This is a genomic window from Halomonas sp. 3D7M (genome assembly GCF_014897885.1).
Lineage (GTDB): Bacteria > Pseudomonadota > Gammaproteobacteria > Pseudomonadales > Halomonadaceae > Vreelandella.
This window is the reverse complement of sequence record NZ_JABUZF010000258.1, coordinates 8852-23643: the sequence shown is the minus strand read 5'-3', so window position 1 is coordinate 23643 and position 14792 is coordinate 8852. Positions and strand designations below refer to the sequence as shown.

The following is a 14792-nucleotide window of genomic DNA, read 5'->3' as shown; positions in this document are numbered from 1 at the left end:
GGCAGCCAAAATTGACGATGTCGGCTTCAGTGACGGTGCGGCGGTGGGTTAACAGCGACTCGCCAACCTGCAGATCATCGAAATGGCGGCGGAACGGATGGATATCGTTCTCGATCACTTTCGCGCCACGCACATACTCCCCTGTGACTGCCGCGAGCATGGTCGGAGAGCCCTGGATAGCGGTGCGCTGTAGATAGTGGTGAACAGCACGAATGCCACCTAGCTCCTCACCACCGCCTGCGCGGCCGGGTCCGCCATGCTTGAGCATCGGTAGCGGAGAGCCGTGGCCAGTGGATTCCTTGGCTGCCTGGGCATCCAAAATCTGCAGGCGGCCATGCTGGGCGGCCAGCACAGGGATCATTTCAGCAGCAATAGCGGGGTCTTTGGTGGTCAGCGTGGTTACCAGGCTGCCCTTGCCTTTGGCGGCGATGGTCAAGGCTTCATCAATGCCGCGATAGGGCATTAGCGTGGCGACGGGGCCGAAAGCTTCGGTGTCGTGCGCACCGCCGTCGTTCAGTGGGTTGCGGTTGATCAGTAAGTGGGGAGAGATGAACGCGCCGTTTTCCACCTCCTGGCCAACAGGCTTGAAGCTGCCGTCTCTGCCAAAGACGCACTCACTGGTTTCCAGCAGCTGTTCGATGGCATGATTAACGTCTCTCAACTGGTCACGGGAAGAGAGTGCGCCCATACGCACGCCTTCTTGATGAGGATCGCCGACGACGATGTTGGCAAGGCGCGCTGTGATTGTGTCTGCCAATGCATCGAGATGCTCGGCGGGCACTAAAATTCGGCGGATCGCGGTGCATTTCTGGCCTGACTTAGCGGTCATCTCTTTGACCACTTCTTTAGCAAAGATCGCGAACTCTTCGTCTTGCGGGCTAATATCTGGCGCCATAATCGCGCTGTTGAGCGAGTCTGCTTCGGCGTTGAACGGAATGCTCTTGGCCATGATATTCGGGTGGCTTTTCAGCATTAGGGCAGTGCTTGCCGAGCCGGTAAAGGTGACAAAGTCCTGCTCATCCAGGTGATCCAGTAAGTCACCGGCTCCACCGACCACCAGTTGCAGCGCACCTTCCGGCAGCAGTCCAGAGTCGTTGATGACGCGCACGGCTGCTTCGGTCAGGTAGCTCGTCGCAGTGGCCGGTTTAAAGATACACGGCATGCCTGCCAGAAAGGCGGGCGCGAACTTCTCCAACATACCCCAGATAGGGAAGTTGAACGCATTAATATGCACCGAGACGCCGCGGCGGGGTACCAGAATGTGGGTGCCGTTGAAGTGGTTCTCTTTGCCTAATTGCGTCACTGGGCCTTCATGGGCCACATTGCCGGAGGGCAGTTCCTTACGACCAGTGGAAGCGTAAGTGAATAGGGTGCCAAAACCACCGTCGATGTCGATCCAGGAGTCGGCCTTGGTGCAACCGGTATGGTGAGAGATGGCATAGAGCTCACGCTTACGCTCTTGGATATAGGCGGCCAGCGCCTTAAGAATGGCGGCACGCTGCTGGAAATCCAGTGCCAGAATGTTCTTCACACCGGTGTTGCGGGCGTACGCCACCGCTTCGCGGAAATTGATCTCTTCTTGGTGGGTATGCGCAACGGTGGTGCCGTTGATAGCGCTGACAAGGGCTTTGGACTCGGTTTGTCCGAACCACTGGCCTGCGATGTAACTTTGCAAAACTGGCATTGTGTGTTCTCCCGCCTGTCTTGTGGGTATAAGGATAAACAAAGCCGACGCAGTCGCCGGCTTGGAAGTAGGTGGGCTAAGGGTTATACCTCGTCAAAATCGAGCACGACCTTGCTGCTGATCGGGTAGCACTGGCAGGACAGTACGTAGCCGGCATCTATTTCGTAATCTTCCAGGGCGTAGTTGGCGTCCATTTCCACCTCACCTTCAATCACTTTTGACTTACAGGTGGAGCACACGCCCGCCTTGCATGAGAACGGCAGGTCGGCGCCGTGTTCGTTACCCGCGTCAAGAATATTCTGGGTATTGCGGGGCAGGTTATATTCGATAGTGCGGCCGTCGATAATTACCTTGATATGTGAAGTTTCAGCCTCAAGCTGATCGGCTCTGGCCGCCTGGCGGCGTTTGGCACCTGCTGTTGGCAAGCCAGTAGTGAACAGCTCAAAGTGCACCTTCTCCTTTGGCATTCCATGTTGGCTCAGGACGTCGCGCACGATCTCGGTCATCTCGTGCGGGCCACAAATAAACGCGGCGTCGAGCTTGGGCACGTCTACCCAGCGGTCAAACAGAGCGTTGCACTTATCGGCGTCGATACGACCGTTGTAAAGATCGATTTCATGCTGCTCGCGGCTAAATACATAGATGATATTGAGGCGTTCGAGATAGCGATCTTTGAGATCCTGCAAGCGTTCGCGAAACAGTGTGCCCGTGGTGGAGCGGTTGCCATAAATCACCGTAAAACGGCTTTTTGGCTCGCTTTCCAACGTAGTGGAAACAATCGACATGATGGGGGTGACGCCACTGCCTGCGGTCACCGCCAGATAGTGCCCTTCACGACTGGGGTCGAGAGGCACGAAGAACTTGCCCTGAGGCGGCATTACTTCCAATTGCTCCCCAGGCTGCAGTTGCTGGTTGGCAAAGGTTGAGAAGCTACCGCCCGGCACCAGCTTGACGGCGACTCTTAGCTCATGTTCGTGAACGCCAGTGCAGATTGAATAAGAGCGGCGGACATCCTCACCTTCGATGTCGCGGCGCAGTGTTAGGTACTGCCCTTGGGTAAAGCGGAAGGCGTCCAACAGATCGTCGGGAATATCGAAAGCAATGGAAACGGCATCATGGGTTTCCTTGCGTACATCCTTGACGGTCAGGGCGTGAAATCGGCTCATGGGAAATGGTCTCGTCGTTTTACAGACACTTGAAATAATCAAAAGGCTCCAGGCAATCGCGGCAGCGGTAGAGCGCCTTGCAAGCCGTAGAGCCGAATTCGCTGACGCGTTCGGTTGTGTTGCTGCCACATAACGGGCAGGGCACTACCGGGTCAGACTGGCCCGTCAGGCTGCGTTTGCTGGCGCTCCCTACCGGCGGCGCGATGCCGTAAGCGCGCAATTTTTCGCGCCCGGCGTTGGTCAGCCAATCGGTGGTCCAGGCGGGTGACAGGCGGCGCTGAATCAGCGGGTCTGGGTAGCCAGCGGCCACCAGTGCTTCATGAATATGCTGTTCGATAACTTCTGTCGCCGGGCAGCCGGAGTAGGTGGGGGTCACATTGACCACCAAGCGACCGTCCACCCAGTCGATAGCGCGCACAATTCCCAGCTCAACTACGCTGACGACCGGCACTTCTGGGTCTAGCACTTGCTGTAAAACCGCCAGTACTGCGTCGACATCGCCTTTTTCGCCAGCGGGTGGCAGCCCGCGCCGGTCGCTGCCAATCAAGTCACTGGAAGGCCAGTCATCAGACCTGTTATCGATAAGCCCATCACTGGCAGGAGCTGGCGGTGGGTTACCAGACGGTTGCATCGGGATATGCCCTCGGCAGGTATTGCATTTCCGCCAATAGAAAGCCCAGGTGCTCGGTGTGATGGCCGACTTTGCCGCCGGTATACATCCAGGCGTCATAGGAAGGGCGCTCAAGCGTAGCTTCCTCAAGCACCTCTTCCACCGTCGCTTTCCAGCGAGCGGCAATGGTGTCAGGGTCAGGCGCGATACCAGCCTCTATCATGGCCTGATCAATCTCGTCGACCTGCAATAGCTCGCCGGTGAACTGCCAGAGGTTGTCGAGTGCGCGCTGCATACGGGTGTGGCTTTCTTCGGTGCCATCGCCTAGGCGAATCACCCATTCAGAGGAGCGGCGGAGGTGGTACGTTGCTTCTTTGAGCGATTTGGCAGCCACTTCGGCAATTCGCGGGTCGCTGGACTCGGACAAGCCATCCAGTAGATGAACGTGCCAAGCATCGAACAAGAACTGACGTCCCATGATGTCGGCGAAGTCACCGTTGGGCTGCTCGGTGATCAACAGATTACGAAAGTCCTGGGCATCGCGGCGAAAGGCCAGATGATCGGCATCTACCTTGTCAGTCGTCAGGTCAGCAGCCATCAGTTCAGAAGCCATCAGTTCAGAAGCATAGTCAAGCCAGTTGCGTGCTTGCCCGAAGAGGTCGAGCCCTACATTCATTAAGGCCAGCTCTTCTTCCAACGCAGGCGCCTTGCCGCATAGCTGTGCGTGGCGCTGGCCAAGCACCAAGGCGTTGTCGCCAAGGCGTAGCAGGTAATCGGTCAACGGGGTTTGTGTTTTTTGAGCAGTGTTCTTTTGAGCCATGTTTTGCATCACAGCCTCCCTTACATGTGGCCGACTTCTTTCGGCAGTTTGTAGAAGGATGCGTGGCGATAGACCTTGTCGTTAGACGGGTCAAACAGCGGTTCTTTCTCATCGGGAGAAGATGCGGTGATTTCGCTGGCCGGAACCACCCAGATGCTCACCCCTTCATTACGACGGGTGTAAAGCTCACGGGCATTTTCGATTGCCATGCTGCGATCAGCGGCGTGTACGCTGCCGACGTGCTTGTGGTTAAGGCCGTGCTTGCTGCGGATAAAAACTTCGAAGAGGGGCCAGTCAGCCATGAGAAATGCCTCAGTGGTCAGAGGAGTCTCGCGAGACTCCCTATTGTTCTAAAAATAGTGTTTTAAACGTCGGGTTTTAAAAATCAGACGTTGCCAGTTCAAGCGGCTTTGCGTTGACGCTTGGCGGCATAAGCCACGGCGGCTTCGCGCACCCAGGCACCGTTATCAATGGCGTTACGGCGTGCTTCGACACGCTCGCGGTTGCAGGGGCCGTTGCCTTTTACGACGTCAAAAAACTCCTGCCAGTCGATTTCACCGAACTCATAGTGACCGGTCTCTTGGTTATATTTGAGATCCGGGTCTGGAGCGGTGCAGCCCAGCAGCTCTAGCTGCGGTACGGTTTGGTCGAGGAAGCGCTGGCGTAACTCATCGTTGCTGTGACGCTTAATCTTCCAGGCCATCGACTGGGCGCTGTTGGGTGAGTTCTCGTCAGATGGCCCAAACATCATTAGCGATGGCCACCAGAAGCGGTTGATGGAGTCCTGCACCATGGCTTTCTGATCGTCGGTGCCCTCTTGCATCATGGTCAGCAGAATTTGATAACCCTGGCGCTGATGGAAACTCTCTTCTTTGCACACGCGAACCATGGCGCGGGCGTAGGGGCCGTAAGAGGTGCGCTGCAGCGGTACCTGATTAACGATGGCTGCGCCGTCTACCAACCAGCCGATCGTGCCCATGTCCGCCCAGTTGAGCGTTGGGTAGTTGAAGATGCTGGAGTACTTGGCGCGCCCATCGTGAAGTTTGTCGATCTCTTCGTCGCGGTCGGCTCCCAGGGTTTCCATAGCGCTATAGAGGTACAGGCCGTGACCCGCCTCATCCTGAATCTTGGCCATTAGCTGCAGCTTGCGCTTAAGGGTTGGCGCACGTGTCAGCCAGTTACCTTCCGGCAGCATACCGACGATCTCTGAGTGCGCGTGTTGAGAGATCTGACGGATCAACGTCTTACGGTAGGCATCCGGCATCCAATTCTTGGGTTCTATTTTAATTTCGTCATTGATGCGCTCCTGGAACTGGCGTTCCTCAGGACCCATCTCATCAAGCGTTTTGAGTTTGTTAGAACCGGTTTCAACGAGCTGCGCGTACATAAAACCTCCGCGGCATCGGACTATCAGGGAGTGTGATTTATCTTACTTGAAGTATAGTGACACAAAATATTTTATCAATAACTATTTTTGTGTGTCACTTTAAGACTTTGTGATTACGGATAAAGCCAATATGGTTGGTTTGTAAAGGAAAAATGGCTAAGAGTAAGTGATTCTTAATGTTCTATTTTTTTCATCAAAGCTGGTTGTTTGGGTATGAAAAAGCCCTTGCAGGGGTTGCCTGCAAGGGCGTTGGTCTAGCATCTCAATCGATGGCAATACGAGGCTTTAAAGCGCTAGTGGCTGAATCAGCGAAGATCTTTGACGCGTCTAGCCTTGCCTAGCGAGCGCATCACGCTCTCTACTGGGCACACCTCAACCTGGGTGCTGATACCAATATACGTCTTGATGGCATGCTGGAGCTGTTTTGCGGCATCTTCACAAGCTGTGGGGTCGCGGGCGATGTCATGATGATTCGCCTCTACCCGCACAAGCACCATATCCATATTGCCTTGGCGACTAACTTCGATCTCATAGTGGGGTGACAGCGACGCAATCTTGAGCAGTTGCTCTTCGATCTGGGTGGGGAACACGTTTACGCCGCGAATGATCAGCATGTCGTCGCTACGGCCAGTGATTTTGTCGATGCGGCGCATGGGTCGCGCGGTGCCCGGCAACAGACGGGTCAGGTCGCGGGTGCGGTAGCGAATCACCGGCAGGCCTTCTTTGGTCAAGGTGGTGAACACTAGCTCGCCGTATTCGCCGTCTGGCAGCACATCACCACTGACCGGATCGATGATCTCGGGGTAGAAATGATCTTCCCAGATGGTTGGACCATCTTTGGTTTCCAGGCACTCCATGCCCACGCCCGGGCCCATTACTTCAGAGAGGCCGTAAATATCCAGGGCGTCGATGCCCAAGCGCTGCTCCAAAGCCGTGCGCATGCTATCGGTCCAGGGTTCGGCGCCGAAAATGCCGGTGCGCAGGGGCAGCGTGCGTGGATCGATGCCTTGGCGCTCCATCTCGTCAGCGATGTTGAGTATATAAGACGGCGTGACCATGATGATGTCCGGCTGGAAATCACGAATTAACTGAACCTGTTTCTCAGTTTGGCCCCCCGACATGGGGATGACCGCGCAGCCCAGCCGCTCGGCACCGTAATGGGCACCCAGCCCGCCGGTAAACAGCCCGTAGCCATAGGCCACATGTACTTTGTCATTACGGCTGCCGCCAGCAGCACGGATTGAACGCGCCACCACATCGGACCACACATCAATATCCTTCTGGGTGTAGCCCACCACCGTGGGTTGCCCGGTGGTGCCGCTGGAAGCATGGATGCGAACGATCTCACTCATCGGCGTGGCCAACATGCCAAACGGATAGTTGTCGCGCAAATTGGCCTTGGTGGTGAACGGCAGTTTGGCGAGATCGTCAAGCGACTGAATATCGTCGGGATGTACGCCGGCCTTGTCGAAAGACTGGCGGTAGAACGGCACGTTGTCGTAAGCGTGCTGCAAACTCCACTTCAGGCGCTTGACCTGAGTGGCGCGCAGCTCGTCGACGCTGGCGGTTTCCAAAGGGTCGAGGGTCGCAGTGTCGATACGCGTAGCGGGCTGATTCATCAGGAGTCTCCGGTCAAGCAAGTTATTATTGAGTTACGTTTTATAAGCTGTAGTCAGGGGTGAGAGGCTTATAAGCGCTCAATGATCAGAGCAATGCCCTGTCCGACACCAATACACATGGTGCATAGCGCAAAGCGCCCTTGCCGACGTTCGAGTTCATGCAGGGCGGTGGTCACCAACCGAGCGCCACTCATGCCCAGCGGGTGGCCGAGTGCAATGGCACCTCCGTTGGGATTGACGTGTTCGGCATCATCACTCAGTCCCAAGTCACGCATGACCGCCAAGGCCTGAGCCGCAAAGGCTTCATTGAGTTCGATAACGTCCATTTGGTCGAGGGTAAGCCCGGTCTGGGCGAGTACCTTACGGGTAGCGGGAGAGGGCCCGAACCCCATAATGCGTGGCTCCACGCCAGCAGTGGCCATACCTACCACGCGAGCGCGAGGCGTGAGGCTGAAACGTTCAGCCTGCTCGGCAGATGCCATCAGCAGCGCACAGGCGCCATCGTTAACCCCTGAGGCATTTCCCGCTGTCACGCTGCCGTCTTCGCGAAAGGGCGTGGGTAGTTTGGCGAGCTGCTCGGCGGTTGTGGTAGCGCGTGGGTGCTCATCGGTATCCACGATCAGCGGGTCTTGTTTGCGGCGGGGTATTGCGACGGGAACGATCTCTTCAGCAAGGCGGCCAGCCTCTATGGCGGCAGCGGTGCGCTGTTGGCTGCGCAGGGCGAAGGCGTCTTGGTCTTGCCGGGAAATACCAAACTGTTCCGCCACGTTTTCAGCGGTTTCGGGCATGGAATCCACGCCAAATTGAGCTTTCATAGCGCGATTGATGAAGCGCCAGCCGATGGTGGTGTCGAAAATATCAGCTTGGCGTGAAAAGGCTTGTTCGGCCTTGCCCATTACGAAGGGCGCCCGCGACATCGACTCTACCCCTCCAGCGATCATCAATCCCGCTTCGCCGGTTTTAATGGTGCGGGCGGCATTGCCTATCGCATCCATGCCTGAGCCGCACAGCCGATTAATGGTAGTGCCGGGCACCTCGACCGGCAGCCCTGCCAGCAGTGCGGACATGCGCGCCACGTTGCGGTTATCTTCCCCGGCCTGGTTGGCGCAGCCGTAAAAGATATCGTCAATCAATGACCAGTCGACGCTAGGGTTGCGTTCCATCAGGGTGCGCATCGGAATGGCGCCCAGATCATCGGCACGCATGCTGGAAAGTGCGCCGCCGTAGCGGCCTATCGGGGTGCGAATGGCATCAATGATCAGCGCGTCTTTCATAGGTTGTCTCCAGCAGCAGTATTTTCTGCGTCAGTATCTTCCAGGCGGCGTACGCTGCCGCGAATTTTGTAGGAACGTCCGCGGAACAGGGCAACGGTATCGCCGTGCTGATTGCGCAACGTAATGTCGTAAATACCGGTGCGCCCACGGCGGCTACGCTCTTCGGCGGTGGCGGTGATTTCGTCGCCTAGCTGGCCAGGGCCGAGGTAGTCGATACTGCAGCCAGCGGCGACGGTGGCTTCATCGTAGCTATTGCAGGCAAACGCAAAGGCGGAATCGGCCAGGGTAAATAGAAATCCGCCATGGCAGTTGCCGTGCCCCTGCACCATGTCTTGACGCACAGTCATGGTCAGTTCTGCAAAGCCGGGGGCGACACGGGTAATGCGCATGCCCAACCCTTGGCTGGCATGGTCACGGGAAAACATCGCGTCGGCACAGGCTTCCGCCAGCTGTTGTGGGGTTAGTTGGGGATCACTCATGAAAGCTTTCCTCGCTCAAGGCGTTGCGCCGAAGCAGAAACGAGCTGCGATAGCGCTGTTCGCCGTAGCTCTGCTGTAGATGCGTAAGAGTGCGGTGAACGAAGGGCAGGCCCAGTGAGTCTGCCCAGGCCAAGGGGCCGCGGGGGTAGTTGACGCCAGCCTGCATGGCCAGGTCGCCATCCTGAGCGCTGCAGACACCCTGGAGTACGGCGTCGGCAGCTTCATTGGCGAGCATGGCCACGCTGCGCAGTACCACCAGCCCTGGGGTGTCGGTTAGCCAAGCCACGTCTATCCCCAGGCGTTGGAAGAACGCCGTTGCCAGTTGGCGAGCTTCGGGTGATGTGGTGTGGCTGGCAGCAAGTGCGATGGCGCTGGCGTTGCGGTAGTCCAGGCACAGATCGAACAGTACCAGGGCATCGAGACTTTCATTGACCGCGCGCTCGGCGGCGCACCGCCCGTCGCTAAGGGCCAGCGCCAAATCACCCAGATACAAGCGAGGCGTGCCGTCTGGTAGCAGTGATTCACGACGAACGACGTCGAGTCCAGCTTCCTGGGCGCGCTCTAACAGTGGCGCGATCACGCCAGGGTCGCCCTGTACGACAAGTGCGGGTAGTTCCGCGTTTGCTGGTGCCGCAAACTTAGGTTGTGGCTTCGCAGCGTTTTCACCCGCGTAGTCAAAAAAGCCTTGGCCGGACTTACGCCCCAGGCGTCCGGCTTCCACCAGCGCTTGCTGTACTAAGGAAGGTTCGAAACGGGTATCGCCGTAGTAGGCATCGAACACCGAGCGGGTCACGGCGTAGTTAACGTCATGACCGATTAGGTCCATCAGCTCGAAAGGCCCCATGCGAAACCCGCCCGCCTGGCGCAGCAGCGCATCGATGGTAGCGGCATCGCTGGCACCTTCCTGCAGCAGTCGTAGCCCTTCGGCATAGAACGGCCGTGCCACGCGGTTAACGATAAACCCTGGGGTGGAGCTGGCGTGCACCGCGACCTTGCCCCAGGCAACGGCAGTAGCGTACAGGGTTTCAGCAACCTCGCTGGTGGTCGCCAAGCCCGACACCACTTCCACCAGCTTCATGATGGGGGCGGGATTGAAGAAGTGCATTCCCGCCATGCGCTCTGGGTGTTCAAGGTTCGCGGCAATGGAGGTAATCGATAACGACGAGGTATTGCTGGCGAGCAGGGTATCCGCTGAGCATAACGCTTCCAATTGGGCGAATACCTGACGCTTGATCTCAAGATTTTCGACGATAGCTTCGATAACCAAACGGCTGTCGGCTAAGGCATCGATAGCATCGGCGGGCTGCAGGCGAGCAATAATGTTATCCACATCCCCTTGGCTCATCTTGCCCTTGGCAACACGCTTTTCCAACTGACGACGAATGTTATCAATGCCCGCTTTGGCGGCACCCGGTTGATTGTCATGCAAGACCACCGAGTGGCCAGCTTGGGCGGCAACCTGAGCGATACCGGCACCCATGGCGCCTGCGCCGATCACGCCAATAACGGCGGACGTGGGGAGGGCTGACATCTCACTCTCCCTTGAAGGTGGGACGACGTTTCTCGATAAAGGCGCTGACGCCTTCGCGGTAATCTTCCGTGCGTCCGGCTAGGCGCTGTAGGTCGCGTTCCAGGTCGAGCTGTTCGTTGAAGCTGTTATCGCTGCTGGCGTGCAGGGCGCGCTTGATCAGTGCCAAGCCGCGCGTCGGTTGAGTGGCCAAATGGCGAGCCATGTTCATGGCTTCTTCCTGTAGCGCCTCATCATCGACGCAGCGCCAGATCATGCCCCATTGCTCGGCGGTCTCGGCGGGAAGCTTGTCACCCAGCATTGCTAGGCCTTTGGCGCGCGCCATGCCGACCAAGTTAGGCAGTGTCCAAGTACCGCCGGAGTCTGGAATCAAGCCGATCTTACAGAAGGCCTGAATAAAGCTTGCTGAACGCGCGGCCAATACGATATCGCAAGCCAGGGCGATGTTAGCACCGGCTCCGGCGGCCACGCCGTTTACCGCACAAATAGTCGGGAACGGCATATCTTTAAGGGCGCGCAGCATAGGGTTGTAGCGCTTCTCAAGCGACTCACCGAGGTCAGGCGCTTGCTCGCCGGGCGCGACGCTGCGGTCGGAAAGGTCCTGACCGGCGCAGAAGCCTCGGCCGTTGCCGGTCAGTAACAAAGCGCGAACGCTGGCGTCCTGACGCACGGCTTTTAACGCCTTACGCATTTCGGCATGCATGTCAGTATTGAAGCTGTTCAGACTGTCGGGGCGGTTCAGCGTGATACGGGCGACGCCGTCTTCCACGCTGTAAAGCAGGGGCGCTTGGCTCATGGGGAGTATCCTTGTGTCAGTGCCCTTGAAAAGTGGCAGGTCGTTTTTCTTGGAAGGCGCGAATGCCCTCTTCGCGGTCAGCGGTGCCCGCCAGCAAGGTGAACGCATGGCGTTCAAAGCGCAGGCCGGTGGCTAGGTCAGTATCCATCGCCTTGTGTAACGATTCCCGCGCCAAGCGCACTGCCAGCGGAGCCTTGGAAGCAATGCGTGTTGCAATGGCCATGGCGCGCTCTAGGGTTAATTCGGGCTGGGTAATTTCGCTAATCAGGCCAGCTTCGAGGGCGCGGCGAGCGGAAATGGGCTCGCCAGTCAGCACCATCTGGGTCGCCAGTGATTTGCCCACCGCCCTAAGCAGGCGCTGTGTGCCACCAGCGCCGGGCATGATGCCCAGGTTGATTTCTGGCTGGCCGAACAGGGCGTTTTCGCTGGCAATGATGATGTCGGCATGCATGGCTAGTTCGCAGCCGCCGCCCAAGGCATAGCCGTTGACCGCGGCAATAATCGGTTTGCGAAAACGCGTAATGGTGGCCCAGTGGTGCTGGCGAGGATCTTCCAGCATGCCCACCAAGTCACGTTCAGCCATTTCGTTAATATCCGCACCGGCGGCAAATGCTTTTGCATTACCGGTAATCACCACGGCGCGCACGTTGTCGTTACTATCCGCGTCGCTCAAGGTGTCGGCGAGCTCGCCGAGCAGTTGCGTATTAAGCGCATTCAGTGCTTCAGGGCGATTCAGCGTGATGCATAGAACGCCTTCCAGGGGTGGGGTTATTTTGAGCGTAGTGGGCATTGTTACCTCAGTTCGGCCTGTGGCGCACAGGATGAATATCTGCCGAGTATAGATTTATTTTGATACGCATCAATGCTTATTGTTGGTTGATAACGTGTCGCTTGTTGGCGGTTTTGATGATTTGTGTATTTTTAACAATGGTTTGTGTTTGTTTTTGCGAATAAAAAATCAATGCTAGACCATGGTATTAAATGCCTGGAAGTAACTAATGAAAGTCACCATAAGCCAGTTTTTATCGCATTTTTTGATGGTGATTAGCTACTGCTCGAGTAAGCAGTGACAGGCAAAGCGTTTGATGTTTTGTTACGGTAAATATAATCTTCGTTGATATAGCGTATCAAAAAATGAGTGCAGGAGCGCCCCATGACGCAATCAGCGCAGCAGATGTTTGACCTTCACCGTGAGACTCTTAACCAGGCTGTCGGCGCCATCTCTAGGCGTGATTTTTGGACACCCTATCCAGAAAGCATGCGCAAATACCCGGAAGATGCCGTTAAAGCGGCACCATCGAGATTTGAGTCACTGCTCAATCAACCATTTACGCTTAATCGTGTTGGCAGCACTCAGCAGGTGGGGGGCGAAGTGTCACCCTATGGGTTTGAACTTGGCATTACTTATGACCAGCCAAACCCCGACGAGCTGATAGCGGCCATGCAAGTCGCAATGCGTGACTGGCGGGATGCCGGGGCTGAGGCGCGTGTGGGGGTATGTCTGGAAATCCTGTCACGGCTAAATACCATGAGCCCTGAGATCGCCCAGGCGGTGATGCATACTAGCGGCCAGGGGCCGTTAATGGCGTTTCAGGCGGGTGGGCCGCATGCCCAAGATCGCGGACTTGAAGCCGTGGCCCATGCCTGGCAGGCGATGGCGCAGATTCCCGCTACCACAAAGTGGGTTAAGCCTCAGGGCAAGCATGAACCTATCGTGATGGATAAGCGTTTTCACATCGTGCCGCGCGGTATCTCGCTAGTAGTGGCCTGTTCTACTTTCCCTACCTGGAACACTTATCCCGGCTTGTTTGCCAGTCTGGCGACAGGCAACCCGGTCATTGTTAAACCGCATCCTGGCGCTATTCTGCCAGTGGCGATAACCACACGGGTTGCTCAGCAGGTGCTTGAAGAAGCGGGCTTTGATCCCTGTCTAGTGAGTTTAGCTCCCGACACTGTGGATGCGCCGCTGACCAAAACGCTGGCGCTTGATCCTGCGGTTAAGTTGATCGATTTCACTGGCTCCAATGCTTTTGGCGATTGGCTGATAGAGAACGCCACTCAGGCTCAGGTGTTCGCTGAGAAAGCCGGTGTCAACACGGTCATTATCGACAGCGTGGAAAACCTCAAAGCGGTCACAGCGAACCTAGCTTTCTCGCTGAGCCTCTATTCCGGACAGATGTGTACGACCCCTCAGGCTATTTATGTACCCAGAAACGGTATTGCAACAGCAGATGGCCCGTTAAGTTTTGACGACGTGGCGGCAGCGCTTGCCAAAGCTGTCCAAGCGTTTCTAAGCGACAACGACCGCGCCTGCACGGTGCTGGGTGCCCTCCAGTCGCGGGAGACGCAAGCACGCATTGATGCGTGCCGTGACTTGGGCGCAATAGCGTTGGATAGCGAGCCGCGAGCGCACGCTCAGTTCCCTGACGCCCGCATTCATACGCCGCTTATCCTCAAGGTAGATGCAGAACAGAAGGCTACTTATAGTGAGGAACGCTTCGGCCCCATCAGCTTTGTTATCGCGACTGAGAATACCGCGCATAGCATTAAGCTGGCGCGTGAGGTGATTCGAGAAAAAGGCGCGATAACCCTCGGTGCCTATACCACCGATGAGACAGTGGCCAACCAGCTCGAAGAGCTGGCGATGGAAGTGGCAACCCCGCTCTCGTTGAACCTGGATGGGGGGATATTCGTCAACCAGTCGGCTGCTTTCAGTGACTTTCACGCCACCGGCGGTAATCCGGCGGCCAATGCCTCGCTATGTAATCAAGCCTTTGTCGCCAACCGCTTTGTGGTGGTGCAAAGCCGTCGCCACGGCCAACAGAACTAACGGAGAACGTGATGCCTTTCTATCGACTTGAAGGGGTGACGCCAGTCGTGCACCCGACAGCTTATGTCCACCCGACCGCAGTGCTCATCGGGGATGTGATTGTTGGCCCCAATTGTTACGTTGGCCCCGGCGCGGTGATGCGCGGTGACTTCGGCCGTTTGGTGCTGGAAGAGGGGGCGAACCTGCAGGATACCTGCGTCATGCACGGCTTTCCTGGCTGCGTCACTAAGGTTGAGAAAGATGGTCATATTGGCCACGGCGCGGTTTTGCATGGCTGCGTGATTGGGCGTGATGCCATGGTCGGCATGAACGCTGTAGTGATGGACGGTGCCCACATAGCGGAGCGCTCTATTGTGGCGGCGGCAGCCTTCGTCAAAGCGGGGTTTGAATGCGAGCCACAGTCATTGGTGATGGGGGCACCTGCAAAGGTGAAGCGCGCGCTGAGCGACGAAGAGTTTGCTTGGAAGCAGCAGGGTACTCAAGAGTATCAGCGTTTAGTGACCCGTTGCCGTGATAGCTTGGAACCTTGTGAACCGCTGACAGAGCTCGATGCTGACCGGCCAACCTTACTGGCCGGTGATACACAACCCAAGCAGCAG

At 57.0% G+C, this 14792-nt stretch carries 14 protein-coding genes; 2 read left to right on the top strand and 12 right to left on the bottom strand.

Annotation, left to right across the window (positions count from 1 at the left end; translation table 11 throughout):
• The 12 genes from paaZ to paaF form a co-directional block, all read right to left on the bottom strand.
• A partial coding sequence (gene paaZ, locus INT22_RS16370) for a phenylacetic acid degradation bifunctional protein PaaZ (protein WP_226912828.1) occupies positions 1-1684 on the bottom strand: 1684 nt, incomplete at its 3' end.
• Between the two features lie 83 nt (positions 1685-1767).
• Entirely contained in the window at positions 1768-2850 is a 1083-nt protein-coding gene (paaE, locus tag INT22_RS16365) for a 1,2-phenylacetyl-CoA epoxidase subunit PaaE (RefSeq protein ID WP_193068580.1), read from the bottom strand.
• A 19-nt stretch (positions 2851-2869) separates the two neighbouring features.
• Positions 2870-3481, bottom strand: coding sequence for a 1,2-phenylacetyl-CoA epoxidase subunit PaaD (gene paaD, locus INT22_RS16360; protein WP_226912827.1), 612 nt, complete (start codon positions 3479-3481; stop codon positions 2870-2872).
• Positions 3465-4289: a 1,2-phenylacetyl-CoA epoxidase subunit PaaC gene (gene paaC / locus INT22_RS16355; RefSeq protein WP_193068579.1), complete on the bottom strand. Its 825-nt coding sequence runs from the start codon at positions 4287-4289 to the stop codon at positions 3465-3467. The genes paaD and paaC overlap by 17 nt, the downstream gene beginning before the upstream one ends.
• A gap of 11 nt (positions 4290-4300) precedes the next feature.
• On the bottom strand, positions 4301-4582 hold the full coding sequence (gene paaB, locus INT22_RS16350) for a 1,2-phenylacetyl-CoA epoxidase subunit PaaB (RefSeq protein WP_009723077.1): 282 nt from the start codon (positions 4580-4582) through the stop codon (positions 4301-4303).
• Between the two features lie 98 nt (positions 4583-4680).
• Positions 4681-5667, bottom strand: a complete 987-nt coding sequence (gene paaA / locus INT22_RS16345) for a 1,2-phenylacetyl-CoA epoxidase subunit PaaA (RefSeq protein ID WP_193068578.1) — start codon at positions 5665-5667, stop codon at positions 4681-4683.
• A 305-nt stretch (positions 5668-5972) separates the two neighbouring features.
• The gene (gene paaK / locus INT22_RS16340; RefSeq protein ID WP_193068577.1) at positions 5973-7286 is read right to left on the bottom strand and encodes a phenylacetate--CoA ligase PaaK; all 1314 of its coding nucleotides are present in this window, start codon (positions 7284-7286) and stop codon (positions 5973-5975) included.
• A 68-nt stretch (positions 7287-7354) separates the two neighbouring features.
• Complete coding sequence (gene pcaF, locus INT22_RS16335) at positions 7355-8560, bottom strand: 3-oxoadipyl-CoA thiolase (protein ID WP_193068576.1); 1206 nt, start codon at positions 8558-8560, stop codon at positions 7355-7357.
• Entirely contained in the window at positions 8557-9039 is a 483-nt protein-coding gene (paaI, locus tag INT22_RS16330) for a hydroxyphenylacetyl-CoA thioesterase PaaI (protein WP_193068575.1), read from the bottom strand. Before paaI ends, pcaF begins: the two co-directional genes overlap by 4 nt.
• Positions 9032-10570 (bottom strand): 3-hydroxyacyl-CoA dehydrogenase PaaH, encoded by a 1539-nt coding sequence (gene paaH / locus INT22_RS16325; RefSeq protein WP_193068574.1) that lies wholly within the window; start codon positions 10568-10570, stop codon positions 9032-9034. Before paaH ends, paaI begins: the two co-directional genes overlap by 8 nt.
• A gap of 1 nt (position 10571) precedes the next feature.
• A complete protein-coding gene (paaG, locus tag INT22_RS16320; protein ID WP_146944972.1) occupies positions 10572-11363 on the bottom strand; it encodes a 2-(1,2-epoxy-1,2-dihydrophenyl)acetyl-CoA isomerase PaaG in 792 nt (263 codons plus the stop codon).
• A 16-nt stretch (positions 11364-11379) separates the two neighbouring features.
• On the bottom strand, positions 11380-12153 hold the full coding sequence (paaF, locus tag INT22_RS16315; RefSeq protein WP_193068573.1) for a 2,3-dehydroadipyl-CoA hydratase PaaF: 774 nt from the start codon (positions 12151-12153) through the stop codon (positions 11380-11382).
• A 363-nt stretch (positions 12154-12516) separates the two neighbouring features.
• Between paaF and paaN the strand changes: the two genes are divergently transcribed.
• Positions 12517-14193: a phenylacetic acid degradation protein PaaN gene (gene paaN, locus INT22_RS16310; protein WP_193068572.1), complete on the top strand. Its 1677-nt coding sequence runs from the start codon at positions 12517-12519 to the stop codon at positions 14191-14193.
• Between the two features lie 11 nt (positions 14194-14204).
• Positions 14205-14792 (top strand): phenylacetic acid degradation protein PaaY (gene paaY, locus INT22_RS16305; RefSeq protein ID WP_193068571.1); only part of this gene is annotated, 588 nt, incomplete at its 3' end.

Bases quoted from the DNA above. Each gene is read 5' to 3' on its own strand.
- paaE (WP_193068580.1), bottom strand. From the start codon at position 2,850: ATGAGCCGATTTCACGCCCTGACCGTCAAGGATGTACGCAAGGAAACC.
- paaD (WP_226912827.1), bottom strand. From the start codon at position 3,481: ATGCAACCGTCTGGTAACCCACCGCCAGCTCCTGCCAGTGATGGGCTT.
- paaC (WP_193068579.1), bottom strand. From the start codon at position 4,289: ATGCAAAACATGGCTCAAAAGAACACTGCTCAAAAAACACAAACCCCG.
- paaB (WP_009723077.1), bottom strand. From the start codon at position 4,582: ATGGCTGACTGGCCCCTCTTCGAAGTTTTTATCCGCAGCAAGCACGGC.
- paaA (WP_193068578.1), bottom strand. From the start codon at position 5,667: ATGTACGCGCAGCTCGTTGAAACCGGTTCTAACAAACTCAAAACGCTT.
- paaK (WP_193068577.1), bottom strand. From the start codon at position 7,286: ATGAATCAGCCCGCTACGCGTATCGACACTGCGACCCTCGACCCTTTG.
- pcaF (WP_193068576.1), bottom strand. From the start codon at position 8,560: ATGAAAGACGCGCTGATCATTGATGCCATTCGCACCCCGATAGGCCGC.
- paaI (WP_193068575.1), bottom strand. From the start codon at position 9,039: ATGAGTGATCCCCAACTAACCCCACAACAGCTGGCGGAAGCCTGTGCC.
- paaH (WP_193068574.1), bottom strand. From the start codon at position 10,570: ATGTCAGCCCTCCCCACGTCCGCCGTTATTGGCGTGATCGGCGCAGGC.
- paaG (WP_146944972.1), bottom strand. From the start codon at position 11,363: ATGAGCCAAGCGCCCCTGCTTTACAGCGTGGAAGACGGCGTCGCCCGT.
- paaF (WP_193068573.1), bottom strand. From the start codon at position 12,153: ATGCCCACTACGCTCAAAATAACCCCACCCCTGGAAGGCGTTCTATGC.
- paaN (WP_193068572.1), top strand. From the start codon at position 12,517: ATGACGCAATCAGCGCAGCAGATGTTTGACCTTCACCGTGAGACTCTT.